The sequence below is a fragment of the Amycolatopsis sp. CB00013 genome, assembly GCF_001905755.1.
Taxonomy (GTDB): domain Bacteria; phylum Actinomycetota; class Actinomycetes; order Mycobacteriales; family Pseudonocardiaceae; genus Amycolatopsis; species Amycolatopsis japonica.
In genome coordinates this window covers 1,411,631-1,429,146 of sequence record NZ_LIWC01000001.1, presented here as the reverse complement: position 1 = coordinate 1,429,146, position 17,516 = coordinate 1,411,631, and the positions used below count along the sequence as shown (strand labels likewise).

Here is a 17,516-nt window from a genome sequence, read left to right as displayed (position 1 = left end):
CAAGGCCGAACGGAAGGGCAGTCTAGAGGGCGAGTGCTCAGCTGTGGGTGAAACTCCGCATCCGTTCGGTCACCGCTCGCTACGTTGGATCTCATGACGGGGGAGCGGCTCGACGGCAGGTACGCGAAGCTCTGGGCGGCGAGTACGACGTCCGCGCTGGGCAGTGGTCTCGCGACGGTGGCGGCGCCGCTGCTGATCGCGTCCCGCACCGACGAACCGCTCGTGGTCTCGGGCGGATTCGCGGTGGCGTGGTTGCCCTGGCTGCTCTTTTCGCTGCCGGGCGGGGTGCTGGTCGACAGGGTGGACCGGCGGAAGCTGATGATCACCCTGGACTGGATCCGCGTACCCGCCGTCGCGCTGCTGGCCGTCGCGATCACGGCGGGAAACGTCGGCATCGCCCTGCTCTACGCCGTCCTTTTCGTGATCAACGCGAGTGAGGTCGTGTTCCGGACGGCGAGCGGGGCGATGCTGCCCGGGATCGTCCCGAAGTCGTTGCTGGAGCGGGCGAACGGGCGGCTGTACGCGGGGACGACGCTGGCCCACGGCATGCTTTCCGGTCCACTGAGCGGATTCCTGTTCGGCGTCGCGGCGAGTATCCCGTTCTACGTCAACGCCGGCACGTACGCGGTCAGCGCCCTGCTGCTCGGGCTCATCGCCGGTGCCTATCGCTCACGGCCCGGCGACGAACCCGGCGAGCCCGTGGTGCGTCGCTCGATGCGGGCGGAGGTGGCCGAGGGATTCCGGTGGCTGGCCGGTCAGCGTCTGCTGCGGACCATGGTCGGGCTGATCGGCATGCTGAATCTGACGCTGGTCGCGGCCACGTCCGTGCTGGTGTTGCTGGCGAAGGAGCGGCTCCAGCTGGGTTCCGTCGGCTACGGCCTGCTGTTCACCTGCATGGCGGTGGGCGGGCTGCTCGGCTCGGTCACCGGCGACCGGCTGATCGCGTGGTGCACACCGACCTGGACGTTGCGGATCGGTTTGCTGATCGAAGCCGCGACCCATCTGGTGCTGGCGACGAGCACGAACGCGCCGGTCGTCGGGGTGACGTTGTTCCTGTTCGGGGTGCACGGCGCGCTGTGGGGCATCGTCGCCAGCTCCCTGCGTCAGCGGCTCACCCCGCCGGACATGCTCGGCCGGGTCGGCAGCACCAGCCTGTTCATCATCGCGGGCGGCAACTGCGTCGGCGCGTTGCTCGGCGGTGCGGTGGCGTCGAAATTCGGGCTGACGACGCCGTACTGGGCCGGTTTCGTGGTGGCGGTGCTCGTTTCCGCGCTCACCTGGCGGGTGTTCGACCGTGCGGTCGTCTCCGCGGCCTACGCGGAAGAACCCGCGGTCAGCCGTTGATACCGGTAAGAGCGAAGAATTCCTGCCGCGAACGGGCGTCTTCGCGGAGCGTGCCGAGCAGGGTGGAGGTGACGGTGCTCGACCCGACGGCCTGGACACCGCGCAAGGTCATGCACGAGTGCTCTGCTTCGATCACCACGCCGACGCCACGGGGTTCGAGCTGCTCTTCGAGCCAGTCGGCGACCTGCTTCGTCAGACGCTCTTGAACCTGCGGACGGCAGGCGAAATGCTCGACGATCCTCGCCAGCTTGGACAGCCCGAGGATCCGGTCGCCGGGCAGGTAACCCACGTGCGCGACGCCGACGAACGGCAGCAGGTGGTGCTCACAGACGGACCGGACCGGGATTCCCCTGGCGAGGACGAGTTCGTCGTAGCCCTCGTCGTTGGGGAACGTCGTGAGGTCGAACGGGCGAGGGGTGAAGAGCTCGGCGTAGGCGCGCGCCATCCGGCCCGGCGTGCCGCGGAGGCTCTCGGAGTCCAATGAGATGCCCAGTGCGGTGAGGAGATCGGCGGCCGCGGCCTCGGCGGCCGCCAGGTCCGGCCCCGGCCCGGTTTCGTGCACGACGCGCAAGGCGGGAGTGGACATTGGGCCTCCTAGGCTGAACGCGATCCCCAGTGGTTATTTAACCAAGACTTTTGGGTGTTTTGCCACCCGCGGGCTCATCTTACATGGTAGATCCCTGATCCAGAGTGTTCCGTCGGTTGAGATAGGCGATATCGTGGTGTACGTGACAGTGCCCGATCCGGACGGCCTCGACGTCCCCGCCATCGCCGCGGTGGCGGCTCTCGACGACGACCTTCGCCGGGGTATGTACGCCTACGCGCGGCGCGAGCGGCGCCCGGTCACCCGGGACGAGGCGGCGGCCGCGGTGGGGATCTCCCGCAAGCTCGCCGCCTTCCATCTCGACAAACTCGTGGACGCCGGGCTGCTCAGATTCGGTTTCGCGGCGGGCCCGGTGGTGAAGGTGGGGCGCAGGCCGAAGGTCTACGAACCCGTCGACGACACCATCCAGGTGCAGCTTCCCGCCCGGCGGCACGAGGTGCTCGCGGACATCCTCGCCGAGGCCGTGCTCGCCGAAGAGAGCGGCGAGACGGCGAGGGAGGCCGTCCGCCGCGTCGCGGGGGAGCGGGGCTTCGCGGCGGGTGAGGAGGAACGCGCGCGGACACGGCCCGGCAGGCTCGGTGCCGAACGTGCGCTCACCGTGGCCGAAGGGATGCTTCGCCGCTATGGCTTCGAACCGAGCCGGGACAGCAGGACCTGCGTCCGGTTGCGGAACTGTCCGTTCCATCCGCTGGCCGAGAAGGCCCCGGACCTGGTCTGCGGGATCAACCAGGCCTTCTTGGCCGGTTTCCTGAACGGCGTGCGCGCCGGGAACGTGGAAGCGGCCCTCGTTCCCGGCGCGGCCGAGTGCTGTGTGGAGCTACGGCAGGCCGAATAGCCCGTCAGGCGGCGCCGGCGATCTGCCGGGTGGCGACGTTGAGCCGGTTCCAGGTGTTGATGGCGGCGATCGAGAGGACCAGGCTGGAGAGCTGCTTTTCGTCGTAATGACGAGCCGCCTCGTTCCAGACCGCGTCGTCGACCGGGTCGGCCCGGTCCGCGATCCGGGTGAGGGCCTCGGCCAGCGCGAGCGCCGCGCGTTCGGCGTCGGTGTAGTAGGCGGTGTCGCGCCACGCCGCCACGGTGAAGATGCGCTCGTCGGACTCGCCTGCCTTGCGCATTTCCTTGGTGTGCATGTCCAGGCAGCCGCTGCAGCCGTTGATCTGGCTCGCGCGGACGTGCATGAGGTAGTGCGTGGTGTTCGGGACACCGGTGTCGCCGGCCGATTCCGACAACGCGATCAAGGCTTTCAGGGTGGCGGGGTTCGACAGGGCGGGGTTCGGGATGCGGGTTTCCATACCGGTCTGACGGATCCCGAAGCGGAGATGTGACCTACCAGGGCACGATTTCGCCGTAGAGATCCAAGAACTGCAGACCGGGTGCACCCGCCTGCGCTTCGAGGACGTCGACGACGGCAGGCATGCTCTCCGCGGCGGTGAGAGGAGCGCCGGAGCCGCCGAGCGGCGTCTGGTTGTGGCCGGGGTGGATGAGGAGCTTGGTGTGCCCGTCCTCGGCGTACCGGGTCGAGTAGCTGCGCATCAACTGGTTGAGCGCGGCCTTGCTGGCCTTGTAGGCCTCGAATCCCGGCCTCGTGTTCAGCGAGATGCTGCCCTGCCTCGACGACATGACCGCGACGGTGCCACCAGGTACGACCAGGTCGCGAAGTGCCTCCAGGGTGCGCAGCGGGCGCAACGCGTTGGTGATCATGACTTCGGCGAAGGTCTCGGTGGAGACCTCGGTGATCGGCAGATTCCCGCGGTCGATCGCGGCGTTGACGAAGAGCAGGTCGAGCTTGGTGCCGTCGAGCCGTTCACGCAGGGCGGCGAGCTGCTCGTCGCTGGTCATCTCCAGTGATTCGACCCGCAGCCGCCCGTTCGAGGCGTCGGCCTTCTCCTGAAGGTCGCCTCCGCTCTGGCGCGTGGTGGCGACGACCTGCCAGTCGCGCCGGGTGAGCTCCTCGGCCAGAGCCAGTCCCAGGCCGCGTGAAGCGCCGATGACGAGAGCCTGGCGCTCGGTTGTTCGAGACACGAAAACTCCTTGATGAAGAGATTTGTCTAGACGAGACGTTGCGTCTCGACAATAGCGCGGTAGGGTGGCCGCATGCCAGCGGTGAATTCGCAGCCCCGCAGGGCGCGCTCCGGCAACCAGCGCGACGAGGCCGCCCGCCTGGCCGTGCTCCATGCCGCGGACGACCTGCTCGTCGAGCACGGTTTCGCGCGGTTGACCATCGAGGCGATCGCGCGCCGGGCGGGGGTCGCCAAGCAGACGATCTACCGCTGGTGGCCGTCGAAGGTCGAGATCCTGCTCGACACGCTCATCGAGGACAGTGAGAAGCGCTTCGCGGTCCCGGTGGACAAGCCGTCCGAGCTTCGCGGCTACTTCCGCGGCTACGCGCGGTTCGTCACCCGCGACCCGGCGGGCAAGGTCCTGCTCGCGCTCATCGCCGAGGCCCAGCACAGCCCTGAGACCGCCAAGAGCCTGCACGACCGCTATCTCGGCCCGCGCCGGGAGCTGGAACGAGAACTCCTCGCGCGCGGGATCGAGACGCGGGAGGTCTCGACCGCGCTGGACCTCGACGCCGCGCTCGACGCCGTCATCGGCCCGATCGTCTACCGGGCGCTGACCGGAGCGAGCGTCCCCCGCGCCCTGGTGGACGCATTGTTCGACGGACTGCTCAAGGCTTAGGCGGGCACCGAAGCACGGTCGCGGAGCGAGACCTCCAGCTTGAAGCCCTCCGGCTTGAGGGTGAGCAATTCCTGCACTTTCAGCCGGTAGGACGGGTCGCTCCGCAGGTCGTACCGGCTCAGCAGCATGCCGAGCACCAGCGTCGCCTCGTGCAGGGCGAACTGCCGCCCGATGCAGGCACGCTCGCCGGTGCCGAAGGGTTTGTAGACGTGCGCCGGCCGGGCACGGTTGCGTTCCGGAGAGAAGCGGTCCGGATCGAAGGACTCGGGATCGTCTCCCCAGACGGGATCACGGTGCAGCGCCGGGATGAGGACCAGCGCCCACTGCCCCTTCCGCATCGGGTACTCGCCGCCGACGTCCACCTGGGCTTGGCGTGCGAACGCGGGCGCCGTCGGCCAGAGCCGGAGCGCTTCGTCGAGCACTCGCCGGACGTAGCGGAGCTTGGCGACCTCTTCGTAGGACGGATCCGGGTTCTCGCCCCAGACCTTGTCCACTTCGGACCGCGCGCGGGCCAGGACGTCCGGGTTGCGGGCGAGGTAGTACAGGGCGAACGACAGCGCGCCCGACGTGGTTTCGTGGCCTGCCACGAGGAAAGTGATGATCTGGTGCCGGATGTTGTCCTCCTCCAGTGCCGCGCCGGTGCTCGGTTGCGTGGTGTTCAGCATGAGCCCGAGCAGGTCTTCGGTGCTCGGATCGTTCCGGCGTGCCTCGATCACGTCGGCGACGACGGAGTGCAGGAACGCGAGGTCGGCTTCGTTGCGCTGGTTGGCTTTCCGGCTCAGGAGCGGGCCGATGACCGGCGGCTGGATGGCCTTCCGCTGCGCGTGCCGCAGCGTGCGGACCATCGCGGCGACGAACGGATGCGGTTCGGCGCGTTCGAACGACGAGAAGCTGTAGCCGAAACCCGTCCGGCCGATGGTCTCCAGCGTCAGCTTGGTCATGTCGTCCGCGACGTCGACTTCGCCGCCTCTGTCCCACGTGTCCAGCAGTTCGCGGGTGATCGCCAGCATCGTGGGGTGGTAGCGCTGCATGGCGTTGCGGCTGAACGCGGGCGCGAGGATCTCGTGCGCACGCCGCCAGTTCGGCTCTTCGTTGTGCGCGGTGAACAGCCCGTCGCCGCCGAGCGGGCGGAGGTTCGAGATCGCGGGAGTGACGTGCTTCGCGAACCGCTTCTCGTCGGAAAGGTCGGCGACCATCTGAGCGCCGTGCACGAACACGATGCTCCGGCCGAACACCTTGCGCTCGAAGACCGGGCCCAGCTCGGCCGCGTGCCGCATCGAGTCCTGGACCGGCGTCTTCGGCGAAACGCCGAGCACGTCGCCGATCAGCGGAATCCGTCGCGGGGGATGGGGGAGAGCGGTGGCCATCGAGCCCCTCCAGGGTGAGCGCTGTTGAACCGGCATCCAATAGCGAGCGTGGCCTGTTACTGAACCCGTGTCAAGTAAGTACGATGCCCGGATGGCGCCGAGTACTTCCGGGAAGCCCCGCAGCAGGCTGTCCACCGCCGAGCGGCGGGAACAACTGCTGCGGATCGGTGCCCGCCTGTTCGCGGAGCGGCCGTACGACGACGTGTGGATCGAGCAGGTCGCGGACATCGCCGAAGTGTCCCGAGGGCTGCTGTACCACTACTTCCCGACGAAACGGGACTTCGTCACCGAGGTCATCAGGTCACAGGGCGAGCGGCTGCTCGAGATGACCAAGTCGGACCCCACGCTGCCGGTCGAGGAGCAGCTGACGGCCGGCCTCGACGCGTACCTCCGCTATGTCGAAGCCAACGAGGACGGGTACCGGGCCCTGCATTCGGGCACGTCCATCGCCGTCGACGGCGTCCGCGAGGTCCTGGACAACAACTTCGCCGAACAGGGCCGCCGCATCCTCGAGGTGCTGTGCCCGGACAGCGAGCCGCCGGAGGCCCTGCGGGTGCTCGTCCGCGGCTGGCTGGCGTTCGTCGTGGCGGTCTGCCTCGACTGGCTCAAGTACCGGAGGCTGACCCGGGAGGAGATCCGGGATCTGTGCGCGAAGGCGTTGCTCGACATCGTCGACCTGCCAACATGACCTCGGCTCGTTCCTCGATCAGTTTCATCCGCGCGAGCCGCTCGCCGTCGTCGTTGTGTGCCGCGGACTTGGTGACCTGTCCTGGCCACTTCCGGTAGTACATGCCGCACGTGGCGATGAAGTAGCCGTGCGAGCAGGCGTTGGCGGCGAGGATCAGCCCGGTGTCCTCCGACGCGGGCAGCGCCATCCAGCCGCCCAGCTCCAGCAGAAGTTCGCGGCGGATGCACAAGGTCCCGGCCACCACCGACGACACGTAGCCGTTGCGCTGCCAGTGCCGCAGGATCGCGCCGCGCTCGATCGGCCCCTCGTCGGGGTCACTGTCGAAGCCGGCCGTGGTCCCGTCCGGGAGGAGGTCGAGGACCCGGCAAGTGGTCCAGCCGATGGCGGGATCCGCGAGCGCGGCGATGTCCCGCGAGAGCGCGCCGGGGGTGAGGAGGTCGTCCGCGTCGAGGGCTTTGATCAGCTCCCCGGAGGCGCGTGACAGGGCCATCATCCGCGCGACCCCGGGACCGCCCCGGCGGCCCGAGCCGGGCAGCACTCGTGCGTCCGCGGGGAGGGCGCCGTCGAGCAGGCCGGTCTCGCCGTCTTCCTGCACCAGCCATTCCCAGCTCCAGCCGGGCGGGAGTTCCTGCGCGGCGAGGGATTCGTAGGCCTCGGTCAAGTACGGCAGGCTCGGGGCGTGGACCGGCGTGATCACGCTGATGGTCGGCATGATCAGCCCGGGCGCCGAGCGGTGATCAGGAGATGCTCCTCCGGCGGGGTCCCCGGCTCGTCCGCGGTGAAGACCTCCGAGTGCGTGCCGGTGACCTCCAGCCCGGCCGCCTCGACCCGCCGGACGAGGTCGTCCGGCGCGAAACTGGTCACGAGGAAGGAGCGGCTGAAGAACTCCGCCGGCGCGTCCTCGGCGTCCCGCGGAACGGTGACCAGCGCGAAAAGGCCACCCGGTACCAGCCAGCGCGCGATGTCGGCGAGCACGGCTTCGGTGTCCTTGCGTGGCATCTGGAGGAACGGGAAGAAGGCGCAGACGGCCTCCCAGGTCTGGGGTGGCGAGGCCCATTCGCGCACGTCGGCGTGGACGAAGGTGGCGGCCGGAACCCGCTCGCGCGCGATGTCGATCATCACCGGCGACACGTCGAGCCCGGTCACCCGGTGGCCCGCGGCGGACAGATCCTCGGCGACCGGCTTGCCGGTACCGCTGCCGATGTCGAGCACCCTCGACGACGGCGGCAGGGTGTCCAGCAGATGCCGCACCGCCTTGTCGACCGCCGGAGCCCGCCCGAAGACGTCTTCGTAGTCGGACCCGATGGCGTCGAACAGCTCCGCCGCGGTGACGGGTCGGTCCATTGCGCAGCTCCCCGGATCGAGTGGATCTCCCTCGGCGAATCTACCGTTCCGCCGTCTCGCGTTCTCAACGGAAGTGGCTGTTTAGACTGGGGCGGACGGAGTTCCTGGGGTTTGGGGTACAGATGAGCGTGTCGAGTGACGAGTTCCACCGGATGCTGAAGACGCTCGCCGACGTCGAGCGCTCCGACGCGAAGGAGTGGGAGTCGTTCAGCGTGCGCGGGAAGCGGTTCGGCTACTACTGGCCGCGGACCCAGACCGTCGGACTGAAGCAGACCCTCTCGGAACAGGAAGCCCTCGTGGCCGAACGACCCGATGTCTTCGAGGTGCAGTTCACCGCCGGGGGATTCGGCTGGGTGGTGGTCTACCTCGACGGTATCGAATCCGACGAGCTCACCGAATTGGTCTACGAGGCATGGCGGCTTTCCGCTCCCGAAGAACTCGTCGCGCAGGTTCCACCGCCGTGCTGAGCGTTAGCGCATTCGTGTGTTGACGCGCGTCACTCTTTTCCTGGGGAACGTTTTCGGGGGCGTGGCGTTGTAGAGGGTGTCGGTACGGATGGTGCCCCCGGGCCTCACCCTTCGCCTTCATGGAATACCGGTTCGGCCGGAGCCATGTCGTGCCTTTCGCCGAGAGGCGGCCCACCGTATCGGCCTTTGCTCCCGCTTCCGCTCGCAGGTAACCCCCAGGCCTTCGCTGAGCGGGAGCGGGTCTTTTTATTCCGTCCGTTGACGTGGGTCACTCTTTTGTTCGTGTAGACGCGGGTCACATCGATTCGGGCTCGTCGGCGGGGAACATTTCCGGCGGTGGTGCGTTGTAGAGAGTGTCGGTACGGATGGTGCCCCCGGGCCTCACCCTTCGCCTTCGCGGAATACCGGTTCGGCCGGAGCCGTGTTGAGCCACTCGCCGAGAGGCGGCCCCCGTACCGGCCACAAACTCCCGCTTCCTGCTCGCAGGAACCCCCAGCCTTCGCTGAGCGGAAGCGGGACCTTTTCTTTTCTGCGGTGGATTGATTTCGCGGGCTCGGTACTTTCGTCGCCGAGGTGCTGCGGGGCTCCGCTCGGTCTTTGGGTTCGTGACCGGTCCGTTGGCGAGGGAATGTGTGGATTTTGGGGCGTTGGATGACCCGAAATCCACACAGTCGTGCGTGATCGGACCGGTCGCGGTCGTTCGTTAGGGAGGGCTCGGGGCCCGCATGGATGTTCGGCCTCGTGTGCGGGTGCCGGGCCTGGCAATGCTTCGGTCGTCGATGAATCTTGGGGAGGCGCAGGCCCTCAGTCGCGGATACGGAGGGCTTTGTCGCCGAGTGGCGAGTTCTGGGGATCAGCGCGATGGACTGTGTGGGTTTTGGCACGTCAGATGTCCCAAAACCCACACGGGCATGCCGAAGGGCCCGTCGCCGGCGTGGCCGACGGGCTCTTCGGGGTTCAGACGTGGTGCAGGGTGTTGCGCCGAGGTTTTCGGAGTGGGTCCCTGTACTGGGGTGGAATGAACTCCGGTAGGCCATCGGCCGCCATGCGTACTTCCCAGTCGCCGTGGTGAATCAGCCGATGATGGAAGCCGCAGAGCAACACGAGATTCCGGAGATCTGTCGGCCCGCCGTCTGCCCAGTGCTCAATATGATGAGCGTGGCAATTCTTCGGCTTCCGATGACAGCCCGGGAATGCGCAACCGCCATCTCGGATGTTGAGCGCTCGTCGTTGGCCGGGGGTGACGAACCGTCTCAGGCGCCCCATATCCAGCGGCTCGCCCGAGGCACCCATCACGACCGGCACCATCAGGCAATCACAGGCCGCTAGCCGGGCTTCCCGCGCCGTCATCGTCCCCACGAAGTCGAGACACGCGGTGCCGAGACCCGACTTCAGTTCCTCAAGTCCGACGGTGACATGCACGAGCGTGCGGTAGCCGCTGGTGCCGGGCTGGTCCGGGCACGCGATCGCCAGATCGAGGAGCTCGGCCCAGGCATCTCCCATGCGTTCGCACTTCATCCGCAGATCCGCCTGCCCGAACTCATCCACCGGCCGCGGCTGCGCGTGCGCCTCCAACGCGGCGGCGGTCCGGGCCCCGGTCTCGTCATCGAGAAGACCGGTCAGTTTCCAGAACCCATCCTTGCGCCGTTCCAAGGTGATCTCGCGGCGCGGTTCCTTGGGTTCGGGGTCTTTGGGTTCGTTGCCGTCGGGGTTGAGCAAGTCCTGCAGGTTCGCCTCGGCCTTGGCGAGCTGGCGAGGTCCGGCGTTCGGGGCGAGGTTGCCGAGGATCTGCTCCGCACCGGCCCGGTCCTCGGCTGAAATGTCGGCGGGGAGGTTTTTCAGGATCTCCAGGATCTGATCGATCCGCTCATCCCCGACCAGTCCCTGAGCGGCGACGGCGGCAGTGGCGGGAGCGAGAGGCGGAACCTCCGTGCCATCCAAGGCTCGGGTGGGGTTCAACGCGATCGCGCGCTTCACGATCGGACCCGCCTCACCGCGTGACAGCCCCGCAATCTCCGCGAACCAACTGGCCGTACTCCCATGCCCGTACAAGTCTTTGGCGCCCCGAGACTCGATCTCCGCCAGGAACCGGCCTAGACAGGCGGTCGCGATCCGAATCACCTGCAACGACTGCTGCACACCATGAGCAAGCTCCAGCTTGCCGGCACGCCACAGCTCCTGCGGCAACTCGGGAAGGAAGGTCTCGGACACTCCTTCATAATACACCCTTAAATCGAACACCTGTTCGTAATTTTAAGCAACAAACGAAACGCGCGAACAACACTGAAGAGTGACGCCACCCCACGCGAAGATCACGCAAGGAAAACGAGCCGCAGTTAGTCCTCCAAATGCGAAACCGGACACCCCAAAGCGCGGATCAGGACTCGACAAGGGCCCCATCGGTCAACCGAACCCGCCGATCCACCTTGATCTCCTTCAGGAACCGCTCATCGTGACTCACCACCACGAAAGCCCCCTGATAAGCACCCAGCGCACTCTCCAACTGTCCGACGCTGACCAGGTCCAGATTGTTCGTCGGCTCGTCCAGCAGGAGCAATTGCGGCGCGGGCTCGGCGAACAGGACGCAGGCCAGGGTGGCTCGAAGGCGCTCGCCACCGGAGAGCACTCCGACGGGAAGCTGGCTTCGCGCGCCTCGGAACAGGAAGCGGGCGAGCAGGGTCATCCGCTGTGACTCGGGGAGGCTCGGGGCGAAGGTGGCGAAGTTCTCGGCGATGGTCCGGTCGAGGTCCAGGAGGTCGAGCCGTTGCGAGAGGTACGCGATTCGGCCCTCCGCCCGCTTCAACACGCCGCTGTCCGGCGTGAGGTCGCCGTTGAGCACCCGCAGGAGCGTCGACTTCCCCGTGCCGTTCCCGCCGGTCAGCGCGATCCGTTCGGGGCCGCGGATCGTCAGGTCGACGCCATCGCCCGCGAAGACGTTCCGGTCCCCGTAGCGGACCTGGATGTGCTCGCCGTGGAACATCGTGCGCCCGGCGGGGACGTTGGTGCCCGGCAGGATCAGCGCGATCTTCTGGTCGTCGCGGAGGGAGCGTTCGGCCTCGTCGAGGCGGTTCTTCGCGTCGCTGACCCGGGCCGCGTGCGTCTCGTTCGCCTTGCCGGCGGACTCCTGGGCGTTGCGTTTCATGGTACCGGCGAAGATCTTCGGCAGCCCGGCGTTGCCGAGGTTGCGGGCCGCGTTGCCCGCGCGCCGCGCCGCCCGTTCGCGTGCCTGCTGCATCTCCCGCTTCTCGCGTTTGACCTCTTGCTCGGCGCTGCGGACGTTGCGCTCGGCGACCTCCTGTTCGGCCTTGACCGCCGCTTCGTACTGTGTGAAATTGCCGCCGTGGTAACGGAGGTCGCCGCGGTCGAGTTCGGCGATCCGGTCCATCCGGTCGAGCAGTTCGCGGTCGTGACTCACCAGCAGCAGGCAGCCGGACCAGTCCTCGAGTACGCCGTAGAGCTTGCGCCGGGCGTCGAGGTCGAGGTTGTTGGTCGGTTCGTCCAGCAGCAGGATGTCCGGCCGTTTCAGCAACTGTGCCGCCAGGCCGAGGGAGATGATCTGCCCGCCGCTCAACGTCCGCAGGCTCCGGTCCAGCGAGATGCCGTCGAGACCGAGCCGGTCGAGCTGCGCGCGGGTGCGCTCCTCGATGTCCCAGTCGTTCCCGATGGTGGTGAAGTGTTCTTCGCTCGCATCGCCGGACTCGATGGCGCTCAGTGCCGCGAGCTGCGGCGCGATGCCGAGTACCTCGGCCACATTGAGGTCGGCGGTGAGCGGTAGCGACTGCGGCAGGTAGCCGAGGACTCCCTGCGCGGAGACGGATCCGGACACCGGCCGCAGTTCGCCGGCGATCAGTTTGAGCAGCGTGCTCTTGCCCGCCCCGTTCGGCGCGACCAGGCCGGTGCGGCCGCCGGGCACGGTGAAGGACAGGTCGTCGAAGACCGGGGTGTCGTCCGGCCAGGCGAAGGACAGGGCGGATACGACGACGAAGGCGTCTGACATGGAAATGACCTCGTGGAAGACAGCGGGCGCCGCAAGGCCGCACCGCGGTGGACGTGGCTGTGAAGGGACGACAAAGTGGCCACGTCGGCGTCAACGCCGGTGGCCTGCCAACTCCGGCTCACCCGGAGATGTCGTCTTCACCTGCCACGTCTGGTCTCCCTGTTCGTCGATCAGGTCCGTCCCCACGATAACAAGACCTGCCGGGACTCGGCCACCGCATTCCCACCGCGCGACCGTGATCCGGTACGACTTCCGCTTTATATTCGGTTTTTCGCCACGATTCCCGATAATCGGTAATCGTGTGATGTGGATCATATCCATTGAAGAGCCGGATTGGCACTTCTAATGTTCTCGGTGCGACGTTTTCGCGACTGGGGAATTCCGCGAAAACGTCCTCATCCGATTCCTTGACCTGAGAGGTTCTTCGATGACGCCGAGTGCCGGATGCCGAAGACGAATCGCGACCACGGCCATCGTGCTGGGGACGTTCGCCCTGGTCGCCCAACCGGCGGAAGCCGCCGAAACCGCCGTTCCCTGTGATCCCGCCGCGCTGGTCCAGGCGGTCGCCGACGCCAACGCCACCGCCGAGCCGGACACGCTGACCCTGGCGGCGAACTGCGTCTACACGCTCACGGCGGTCGCCGACTCCACCTGGAATTCCGGGCTGCCCTCCATCGAGGGAAAGCTCACCGTCCAAGGCAATCACGCCACGATCGAACGCGCCAAGGACGCGCCCCGATTCCGGATCATCTCCAATTGGGGGGACCTGACACTGAACGAGGTCACGATCGCCGGTGGTCACGCTTCCGACGGAGTCGGGACCAACTCCTATGGCGACGCGAATCCGGGTGGATCCGGCGGTGGTATCCAGAGCTGGGGTCCGCTGACCATCACCGACAGCGTCATCAGTGGCAACACCGCGGGCTCGGGGGCTCCCGGCGCCGACGCGACCGCGACCGCCTACGCCGGACGTGGGGGCGGCGGCGGTTTCGGCGGCGGCATCTCCTCGTACTCTTCGTCGCAGATCTCGTTGACGATCACTCGTACCAAGATCACCGGGAACGTCGGTGGGGCCGGCGGGCCGGGTGGAAACGGCGTGGCCGCCAAACCGGGCGGCCGAGGCGGGTCCGCCGGATTCGGCGGGGGCATCGACGCTCTCAGCGGCACCGTCCTGCGGATCACCGGTGGCATCATCACCGGTAACAGCGCCGGGGCCGGTGGCAAGGGCGGCACGGGAGGTGCCGAGGGCGGCGGAGCCGGAGACGGCGGCAGCGGTGGCGTCGCGGGCGGCGTGTTCGTGTCGTCCAGCGGGGGAGTACTGCTGAATCCCGCCATCGTAGGCGCGACCGTGGCGAGCAACCAGTCGGGCCGAGGCGGTGACGCCGGTGTCGCGGGGCCGGGCGGATACTCCGGATACGCCGGCTACGGAGGCCGAGGCGGCGGAATCGGCGTATTCGACGACACTCTCACGCTCGACGACGTGAAGGTCAGCGACAACGTCGCGGGCGAGCCTGGAGCCGGCTCGTACCCGCTTCCGGCGTCCGGTGGTGGCATCCACACGCTCGACGCGCACGTCGCGCTGGTGAACGGGGCCGCGGTGAGCGGCAACCTGCCGGACAACTGTGTCTACCCGGCGGACGTGCCCGGTTGCGGCGACGACTTCCGGACCGCCGAGGCCCGTGGTTCTGACCAGCGGGCCGTCGCCGAACGGGCCGCGGTCATCCGCCGGTAGCCGTCAGGCAAGGGTTGTTCGGGACGAAGAACCGCCCGAACAACCCTTGCCGTCAGCTCAGCCCGTTCAGGCTGATCGTCCGGGCGTACCAGAGCGCGCTCCGCTTCGGCGTCCGCCGCTGGGTCGCGTAGTCGACGTGCACCAGGCCGAACCGCTTGGCGTACCCCTCCGCCCACTCGAAGTTGTCGAGCAGCGACCAGTAGAAGTAGCCGCGCAGGTCCACGCCCGCCTCGATCGCCTCGTAAGCGGCGCGCAGATGCGAGTCGAGGAAGGCGATCCGGTCGGTGTCCGCGATATCCCCGCCGATCAGCGCGTCGGGATACGAAGCGCCGTTTTCGGTGATGTACAACGGGATCGGCCGATAGTCGCGGTGAACCTGAAGCAGGCATTCGGTGAGCCGCGACGGCTGGACTTCCCAGCCCGAGTCGGTGCGTGGTGCCGCCTCGTCGGGGACGAAATGGACGTCGGGGGAGCCGAGCCAGTCGGCGCCCGCCGGTTCGCTGCCGGGCAGGGGAGTGCCCGCGACCTGGTAGCCGCGGTAGTAGTTGATGCCCAGCCAATCGATCGGGGTGGCGATGGTCGCGAGATCGCCGTCCCGCACGAGCTCCTCGATGCCGAGCGGCGCCAGGTCGGCTCGCAGGTCCGCCGGGTAGGAGCCACGAAGCACCGGGTCCAGGAACAGCCGGTTCTGCAGACCGTCGATCCGGCGCGCGGCCTCCACGTCCACAGTGGACGATGGGTCGACCGCCGACACCGGATACAGGTTCAGTGTCACCCCCGACGACGCGGCGGGCGCGTGTCGCCGCAGGACGTCCATCGCGAGCCCGTGCCCCAGCAGCAGATGGTGCGCGGCCGCGACGGCGGCGCGGGGCTCCTGCCTGCCGGGCGCGTGGATCCCGCGCGCGTAGCCCAGCATCGCGGCACACCACGGCTCGTTCAGGGTGGACCAGCGCGGCACGCGGTCGCCCAGGTGCGCGACGACCGTTTCGGCGTATTCGGCGAACCGGAAGGCGGTCTCGCGCGCCGCCCAGCCGCCCTGGTCTTCCAGGGACTGGGGGAGATCCCAGTGATACAGCGTCGCCCAGGGCTCCACTCCGGCTTCGAGCAGCTTGTCGACGAGCCGGTCGTAGAACGCGAGCCCCTGGGGATTCGGGGCGCCGCCGTCGGGCCGGATCCGCGGCCACGACAGGGAAAACCGGTACGCGCCGAGCCCGAGCCGCCGCATCAGGTCGACGTCTTCGGCGTAGCGCCGGTAATGGTCGGCGCCCGGTTCGCCGGTGTCGCCGCCGACGACGGCCCCGGGGCGGCGGGCGAAGACGTCCCAGATCGAGTCCGTCCGGCCGTCGGCGGTCGTCGCCCCTTCGACCTGGAAGGCCGCGGTGGCGGCGCCCCACACGAATCCGGGCGGGAACAGCAGCGCGGTCTTCGCCCGGACACTGTCGGGATGAGCGGACATGGTCACCCTTTCACGGCACCTTGCATGATCCCGGCCACGATCTGGCGGCCGAGGAGGAGGAAGACGATGAGGATCGGGATGGTGGCCAGGGTGGTTCCGGCCAGCACCAGCGAATAGTCGACGTAGTAGCCGCTCTGCAGCTTCTCCAGCGCCAGCTGGACGGTGGGGTTGCCGGCGTCCAGCACCACGAGCGGCCACAGGAAGTCGTTCCACGACGTCATGAACGTGAACATCGCCAGGATCGCCGCCGCCGGGCGGACCGCGGGCAGGCAGACGTTCCAGAAGATCCGGATCATGCTGCAGCCGTCGACCCTCGCCGCCTCGATCAGTTCGTACGGCACCGCGTCCAGCGTGTACTGCCGCATCCAGAAGACACCGAACGCGGTCACCAGGTTCGGCACGATGACCGACTGCAACCCGCCCGCCCAGCCGAATTCCGACATGGCCATGAACAGCGGGATGATGCCGAGCTGGGTCGGCACGGCGAGGGTGATGACGATGAACACGAACAGCCCGTTCCGGCCGCGGAACCGCAGTTTGGCGAACGCGAACCCGGCGAGCGCCGAGAACAAAACCGTGGTGAGGGTGACCGTGCCGGACACGATCAGGCTGTTCCCGAGCGCCTTCCAGAACGGCACCGTGTCGAACACCCTCGCCGCGTTGGCGAAGAAGTTCCCGCCCGGCAGGAAGGGCGGCACCCGTTCGGTGAGCATCCCGCTGTCCCGGCTGGCCACCAGGAACGACCAGTAGAACGGAAAGAGCGAGCCCAGCACGAAGATCGTGAGCACGACGTAGGTCGCCCGGCGTGGTTTGCCCAGCGCCGAGACGCCCCGCTTGAGTCCCTTGTGGATCGTGGTCATTTCTTCTTCACCGCCGTGAGCCTGCCGGTGAGGAAGAAGTTCACCAGCGCGATCAGCACGATGATCACGAACAGCACCCACGCGATCGCCGAGGCATAACCGAGTTCGTAGTTCTCGAAGGCCGTTTGGTAGAGGTACAACGTCACGGTCTGGAACTGGTTGGACGAGCCGCCGTTGTTCGAGCCCGGCATGGCGTCGAACAGCTTGGGCTCGGTGAAGATCTGCAGGCCACCGATCGTCGAAGTGATCGTGACGAAGATCAGCGTCGGCTTCAGCAAGGGCAGCGTGATGCTGAAGAACCGGCGCGCTGTCCCCGCGCCGTCGATGAGGGCGGCCTCGTGCAGTTCCTTCGGGATGGCCTGCATCGCCGCCAGCACGATCAGCGCGTTGTACCCGGTCCAGCGCCAGTTCACCATGATCGCGATCGCGACATGGCTGCTGAACCGGCCGGCCTGCCAGTCGACCGGGTCCAGCCCGATCGTCTGCAGCAGACCGTTGACCAGCCCGTACTTCGGCCCGAACAGGTTCGCGAAGATGATGCCGAGTGCCACCAGGCTGGCGGCGTACGGGAGCAGGACGCCGACGCGCCAGCCGGTCGCCCCGCGGATCCTGGCGCTGAGCAGCGCCGCCAGGAGTACCGCGATGATCAGCTGCGGAACGCTGGAGAGCAGGAAGATGCTGACGGTGTTCTCGAGCGCGTTCCAGAACTGCGTGTCGGCGAACAGTTCCTTGAAGTTGTCCAGCCCGATGAAGGTGGGATCGTCATCACCCGCCTCCCAGCTGAACAGGGACACGTACGCCGTGTAGAGCAGCGGGAACAGCCCGACGATCCCGAACACCACGAAGAACGGGGCGATGTAGAGGTACGGCGAGACCTTGACGTCCCACCGGCTCAGCCGATGGCGGAGGGTGGGCCGGGGCGGCGTGCGCGCCCCGGCCTTCGCCTCGTCCGGTGCGATCTTGTCGACGACGGTCATC

The 17,516-nt window shown here is 67.7% G+C and carries 17 protein-coding genes; 6 read left to right on the top strand and 11 right to left on the bottom strand.

The window, feature by feature from the left end; translation table 11 throughout:
* Positions 1-93 precede the first annotated feature (93 nt).
* The gene (locus AMK34_RS06375) at positions 94-1,344 is read left to right on the top strand and encodes an MFS transporter (protein ID WP_073843602.1); all 1,251 of its coding nucleotides are present in this window, start codon (positions 94-96) and stop codon (positions 1,342-1,344) included.
* Here AMK34_RS06375 and folE read toward each other — a convergent pair.
* Positions 1,334-1,930 carry a GTP cyclohydrolase I FolE gene (folE, locus tag AMK34_RS06370; RefSeq protein WP_038512743.1) on the bottom strand — a complete coding sequence of 199 codons (597 nt, stop codon included), beginning with the start codon at positions 1,928-1,930 and terminating at the stop codon, positions 1,334-1,336. The genes AMK34_RS06375 and folE overlap by 11 nt on opposite strands.
* A gap of 136 nt (positions 1,931-2,066) precedes the next feature.
* On the opposite strand from folE, the gene AMK34_RS06365 reads away from it, so the two are divergent.
* Positions 2,067-2,783 (top strand): helix-turn-helix transcriptional regulator, encoded by a 717-nt coding sequence (locus AMK34_RS06365; protein ID WP_083649812.1) that lies wholly within the window; start codon positions 2,067-2,069, stop codon positions 2,781-2,783.
* Positions 2,784-2,787: 4 nt separating this feature from the next.
* On the opposite strand, the gene AMK34_RS06360 is transcribed toward AMK34_RS06365, so the two are convergent.
* Positions 2,788-3,240 carry a carboxymuconolactone decarboxylase family protein gene (locus tag AMK34_RS06360; RefSeq protein ID WP_038512746.1) on the bottom strand — a complete coding sequence of 151 codons (453 nt, stop codon included), beginning with the start codon at positions 3,238-3,240 and terminating at the stop codon, positions 2,788-2,790.
* A 34-nt stretch (positions 3,241-3,274) separates the two neighbouring features.
* Positions 3,275-3,970, bottom strand: a complete 696-nt coding sequence (locus tag AMK34_RS06355; protein WP_073843601.1) for an SDR family NAD(P)-dependent oxidoreductase — start codon at positions 3,968-3,970, stop codon at positions 3,275-3,277.
* A 72-nt stretch (positions 3,971-4,042) separates the two neighbouring features.
* Between AMK34_RS06355 and AMK34_RS06350 the strand changes: the two genes are divergently transcribed.
* Positions 4,043-4,627 carry a TetR/AcrR family transcriptional regulator gene (locus AMK34_RS06350; RefSeq protein WP_073843599.1) on the top strand — a complete coding sequence of 195 codons (585 nt, stop codon included), beginning with the start codon at positions 4,043-4,045 and terminating at the stop codon, positions 4,625-4,627.
* Here AMK34_RS06350 and AMK34_RS06345 read toward each other — a convergent pair.
* Positions 4,624-5,994 (bottom strand): cytochrome P450, encoded by a 1,371-nt coding sequence (locus AMK34_RS06345; protein ID WP_083649752.1) that lies wholly within the window; start codon positions 5,992-5,994, stop codon positions 4,624-4,626. The genes AMK34_RS06350 and AMK34_RS06345 overlap by 4 nt on opposite strands.
* Before the next feature lie 91 nt (positions 5,995-6,085).
* Between AMK34_RS06345 and AMK34_RS06340 the strand changes: the two genes are divergently transcribed.
* Positions 6,086-6,682, top strand: coding sequence for a TetR/AcrR family transcriptional regulator (locus AMK34_RS06340; RefSeq protein ID WP_073843595.1), 597 nt, complete (start codon positions 6,086-6,088; stop codon positions 6,680-6,682).
* On the opposite strand, the gene AMK34_RS06335 is transcribed toward AMK34_RS06340, so the two are convergent.
* Entirely contained in the window at positions 6,600-7,394 is a 795-nt protein-coding gene (locus AMK34_RS06335; protein WP_073843593.1) for a glycosyltransferase family 2 protein, read from the bottom strand. The genes AMK34_RS06340 and AMK34_RS06335 overlap by 83 nt on opposite strands.
* Before the next feature lie 2 nt (positions 7,395-7,396).
* Positions 7,397-8,026, bottom strand: coding sequence for a class I SAM-dependent DNA methyltransferase (locus tag AMK34_RS06330; RefSeq protein ID WP_073843591.1), 630 nt, complete (start codon positions 8,024-8,026; stop codon positions 7,397-7,399).
* Between the two features lie 122 nt (positions 8,027-8,148).
* Here AMK34_RS06330 and AMK34_RS06325 point away from each other — a divergent pair, with 122 nt between their 5' ends.
* Positions 8,149-8,493, top strand: a complete 345-nt coding sequence (locus tag AMK34_RS06325; RefSeq protein ID WP_038512763.1) for an MmcQ/YjbR family DNA-binding protein — start codon at positions 8,149-8,151, stop codon at positions 8,491-8,493.
* 957 nt (positions 8,494-9,450) lie between these two features.
* Here the strand turns inward: AMK34_RS06325 and AMK34_RS06320 are convergent.
* Together AMK34_RS06320 and abc-f are read right to left on the bottom strand one after the other, a co-directional pair.
* Positions 9,451-10,704, bottom strand: coding sequence for an HNH endonuclease signature motif containing protein (locus AMK34_RS06320; RefSeq protein WP_073843589.1), 1,254 nt, complete (start codon positions 10,702-10,704; stop codon positions 9,451-9,453).
* Between the two features lie 166 nt (positions 10,705-10,870).
* Positions 10,871-12,490: a ribosomal protection-like ABC-F family protein gene (gene abc-f / locus AMK34_RS06315; protein WP_073843587.1), complete on the bottom strand. Its 1,620-nt coding sequence runs from the start codon at positions 12,488-12,490 to the stop codon at positions 10,871-10,873.
* Positions 12,491-12,917: 427 nt separating this feature from the next.
* On the opposite strand from abc-f, the gene AMK34_RS06310 reads away from it, so the two are divergent.
* Positions 12,918-14,222: a hypothetical protein gene (locus AMK34_RS06310; protein ID WP_073843585.1), complete on the top strand. Its 1,305-nt coding sequence runs from the start codon at positions 12,918-12,920 to the stop codon at positions 14,220-14,222.
* A gap of 52 nt (positions 14,223-14,274) precedes the next feature.
* Here AMK34_RS06310 and AMK34_RS06305 read toward each other — a convergent pair whose 3' ends face one another.
* Genes AMK34_RS06305 through AMK34_RS06295 form a run of 3 tightly spaced genes read right to left on the bottom strand, consistent with a single transcriptional unit; the run spans position 14,275 to position 17,515 of the window.
* The gene (locus tag AMK34_RS06305) at positions 14,275-15,684 is read right to left on the bottom strand and encodes a GH1 family beta-glucosidase (protein WP_038512774.1); all 1,410 of its coding nucleotides are present in this window, start codon (positions 15,682-15,684) and stop codon (positions 14,275-14,277) included.
* Complete coding sequence (locus AMK34_RS06300; RefSeq protein WP_038512776.1) at positions 15,681-16,538, bottom strand: carbohydrate ABC transporter permease; 858 nt, start codon at positions 16,536-16,538, stop codon at positions 15,681-15,683. The genes AMK34_RS06305 and AMK34_RS06300 overlap by 4 nt, the downstream gene beginning before the upstream one ends.
* A complete protein-coding gene (locus tag AMK34_RS06295; protein ID WP_038512778.1) occupies positions 16,535-17,515 on the bottom strand; it encodes a carbohydrate ABC transporter permease in 981 nt (326 codons plus the stop codon). Before AMK34_RS06295 ends, AMK34_RS06300 begins: the two co-directional genes overlap by 4 nt.
* Position 17,516 lies beyond the last annotated feature (1 nt).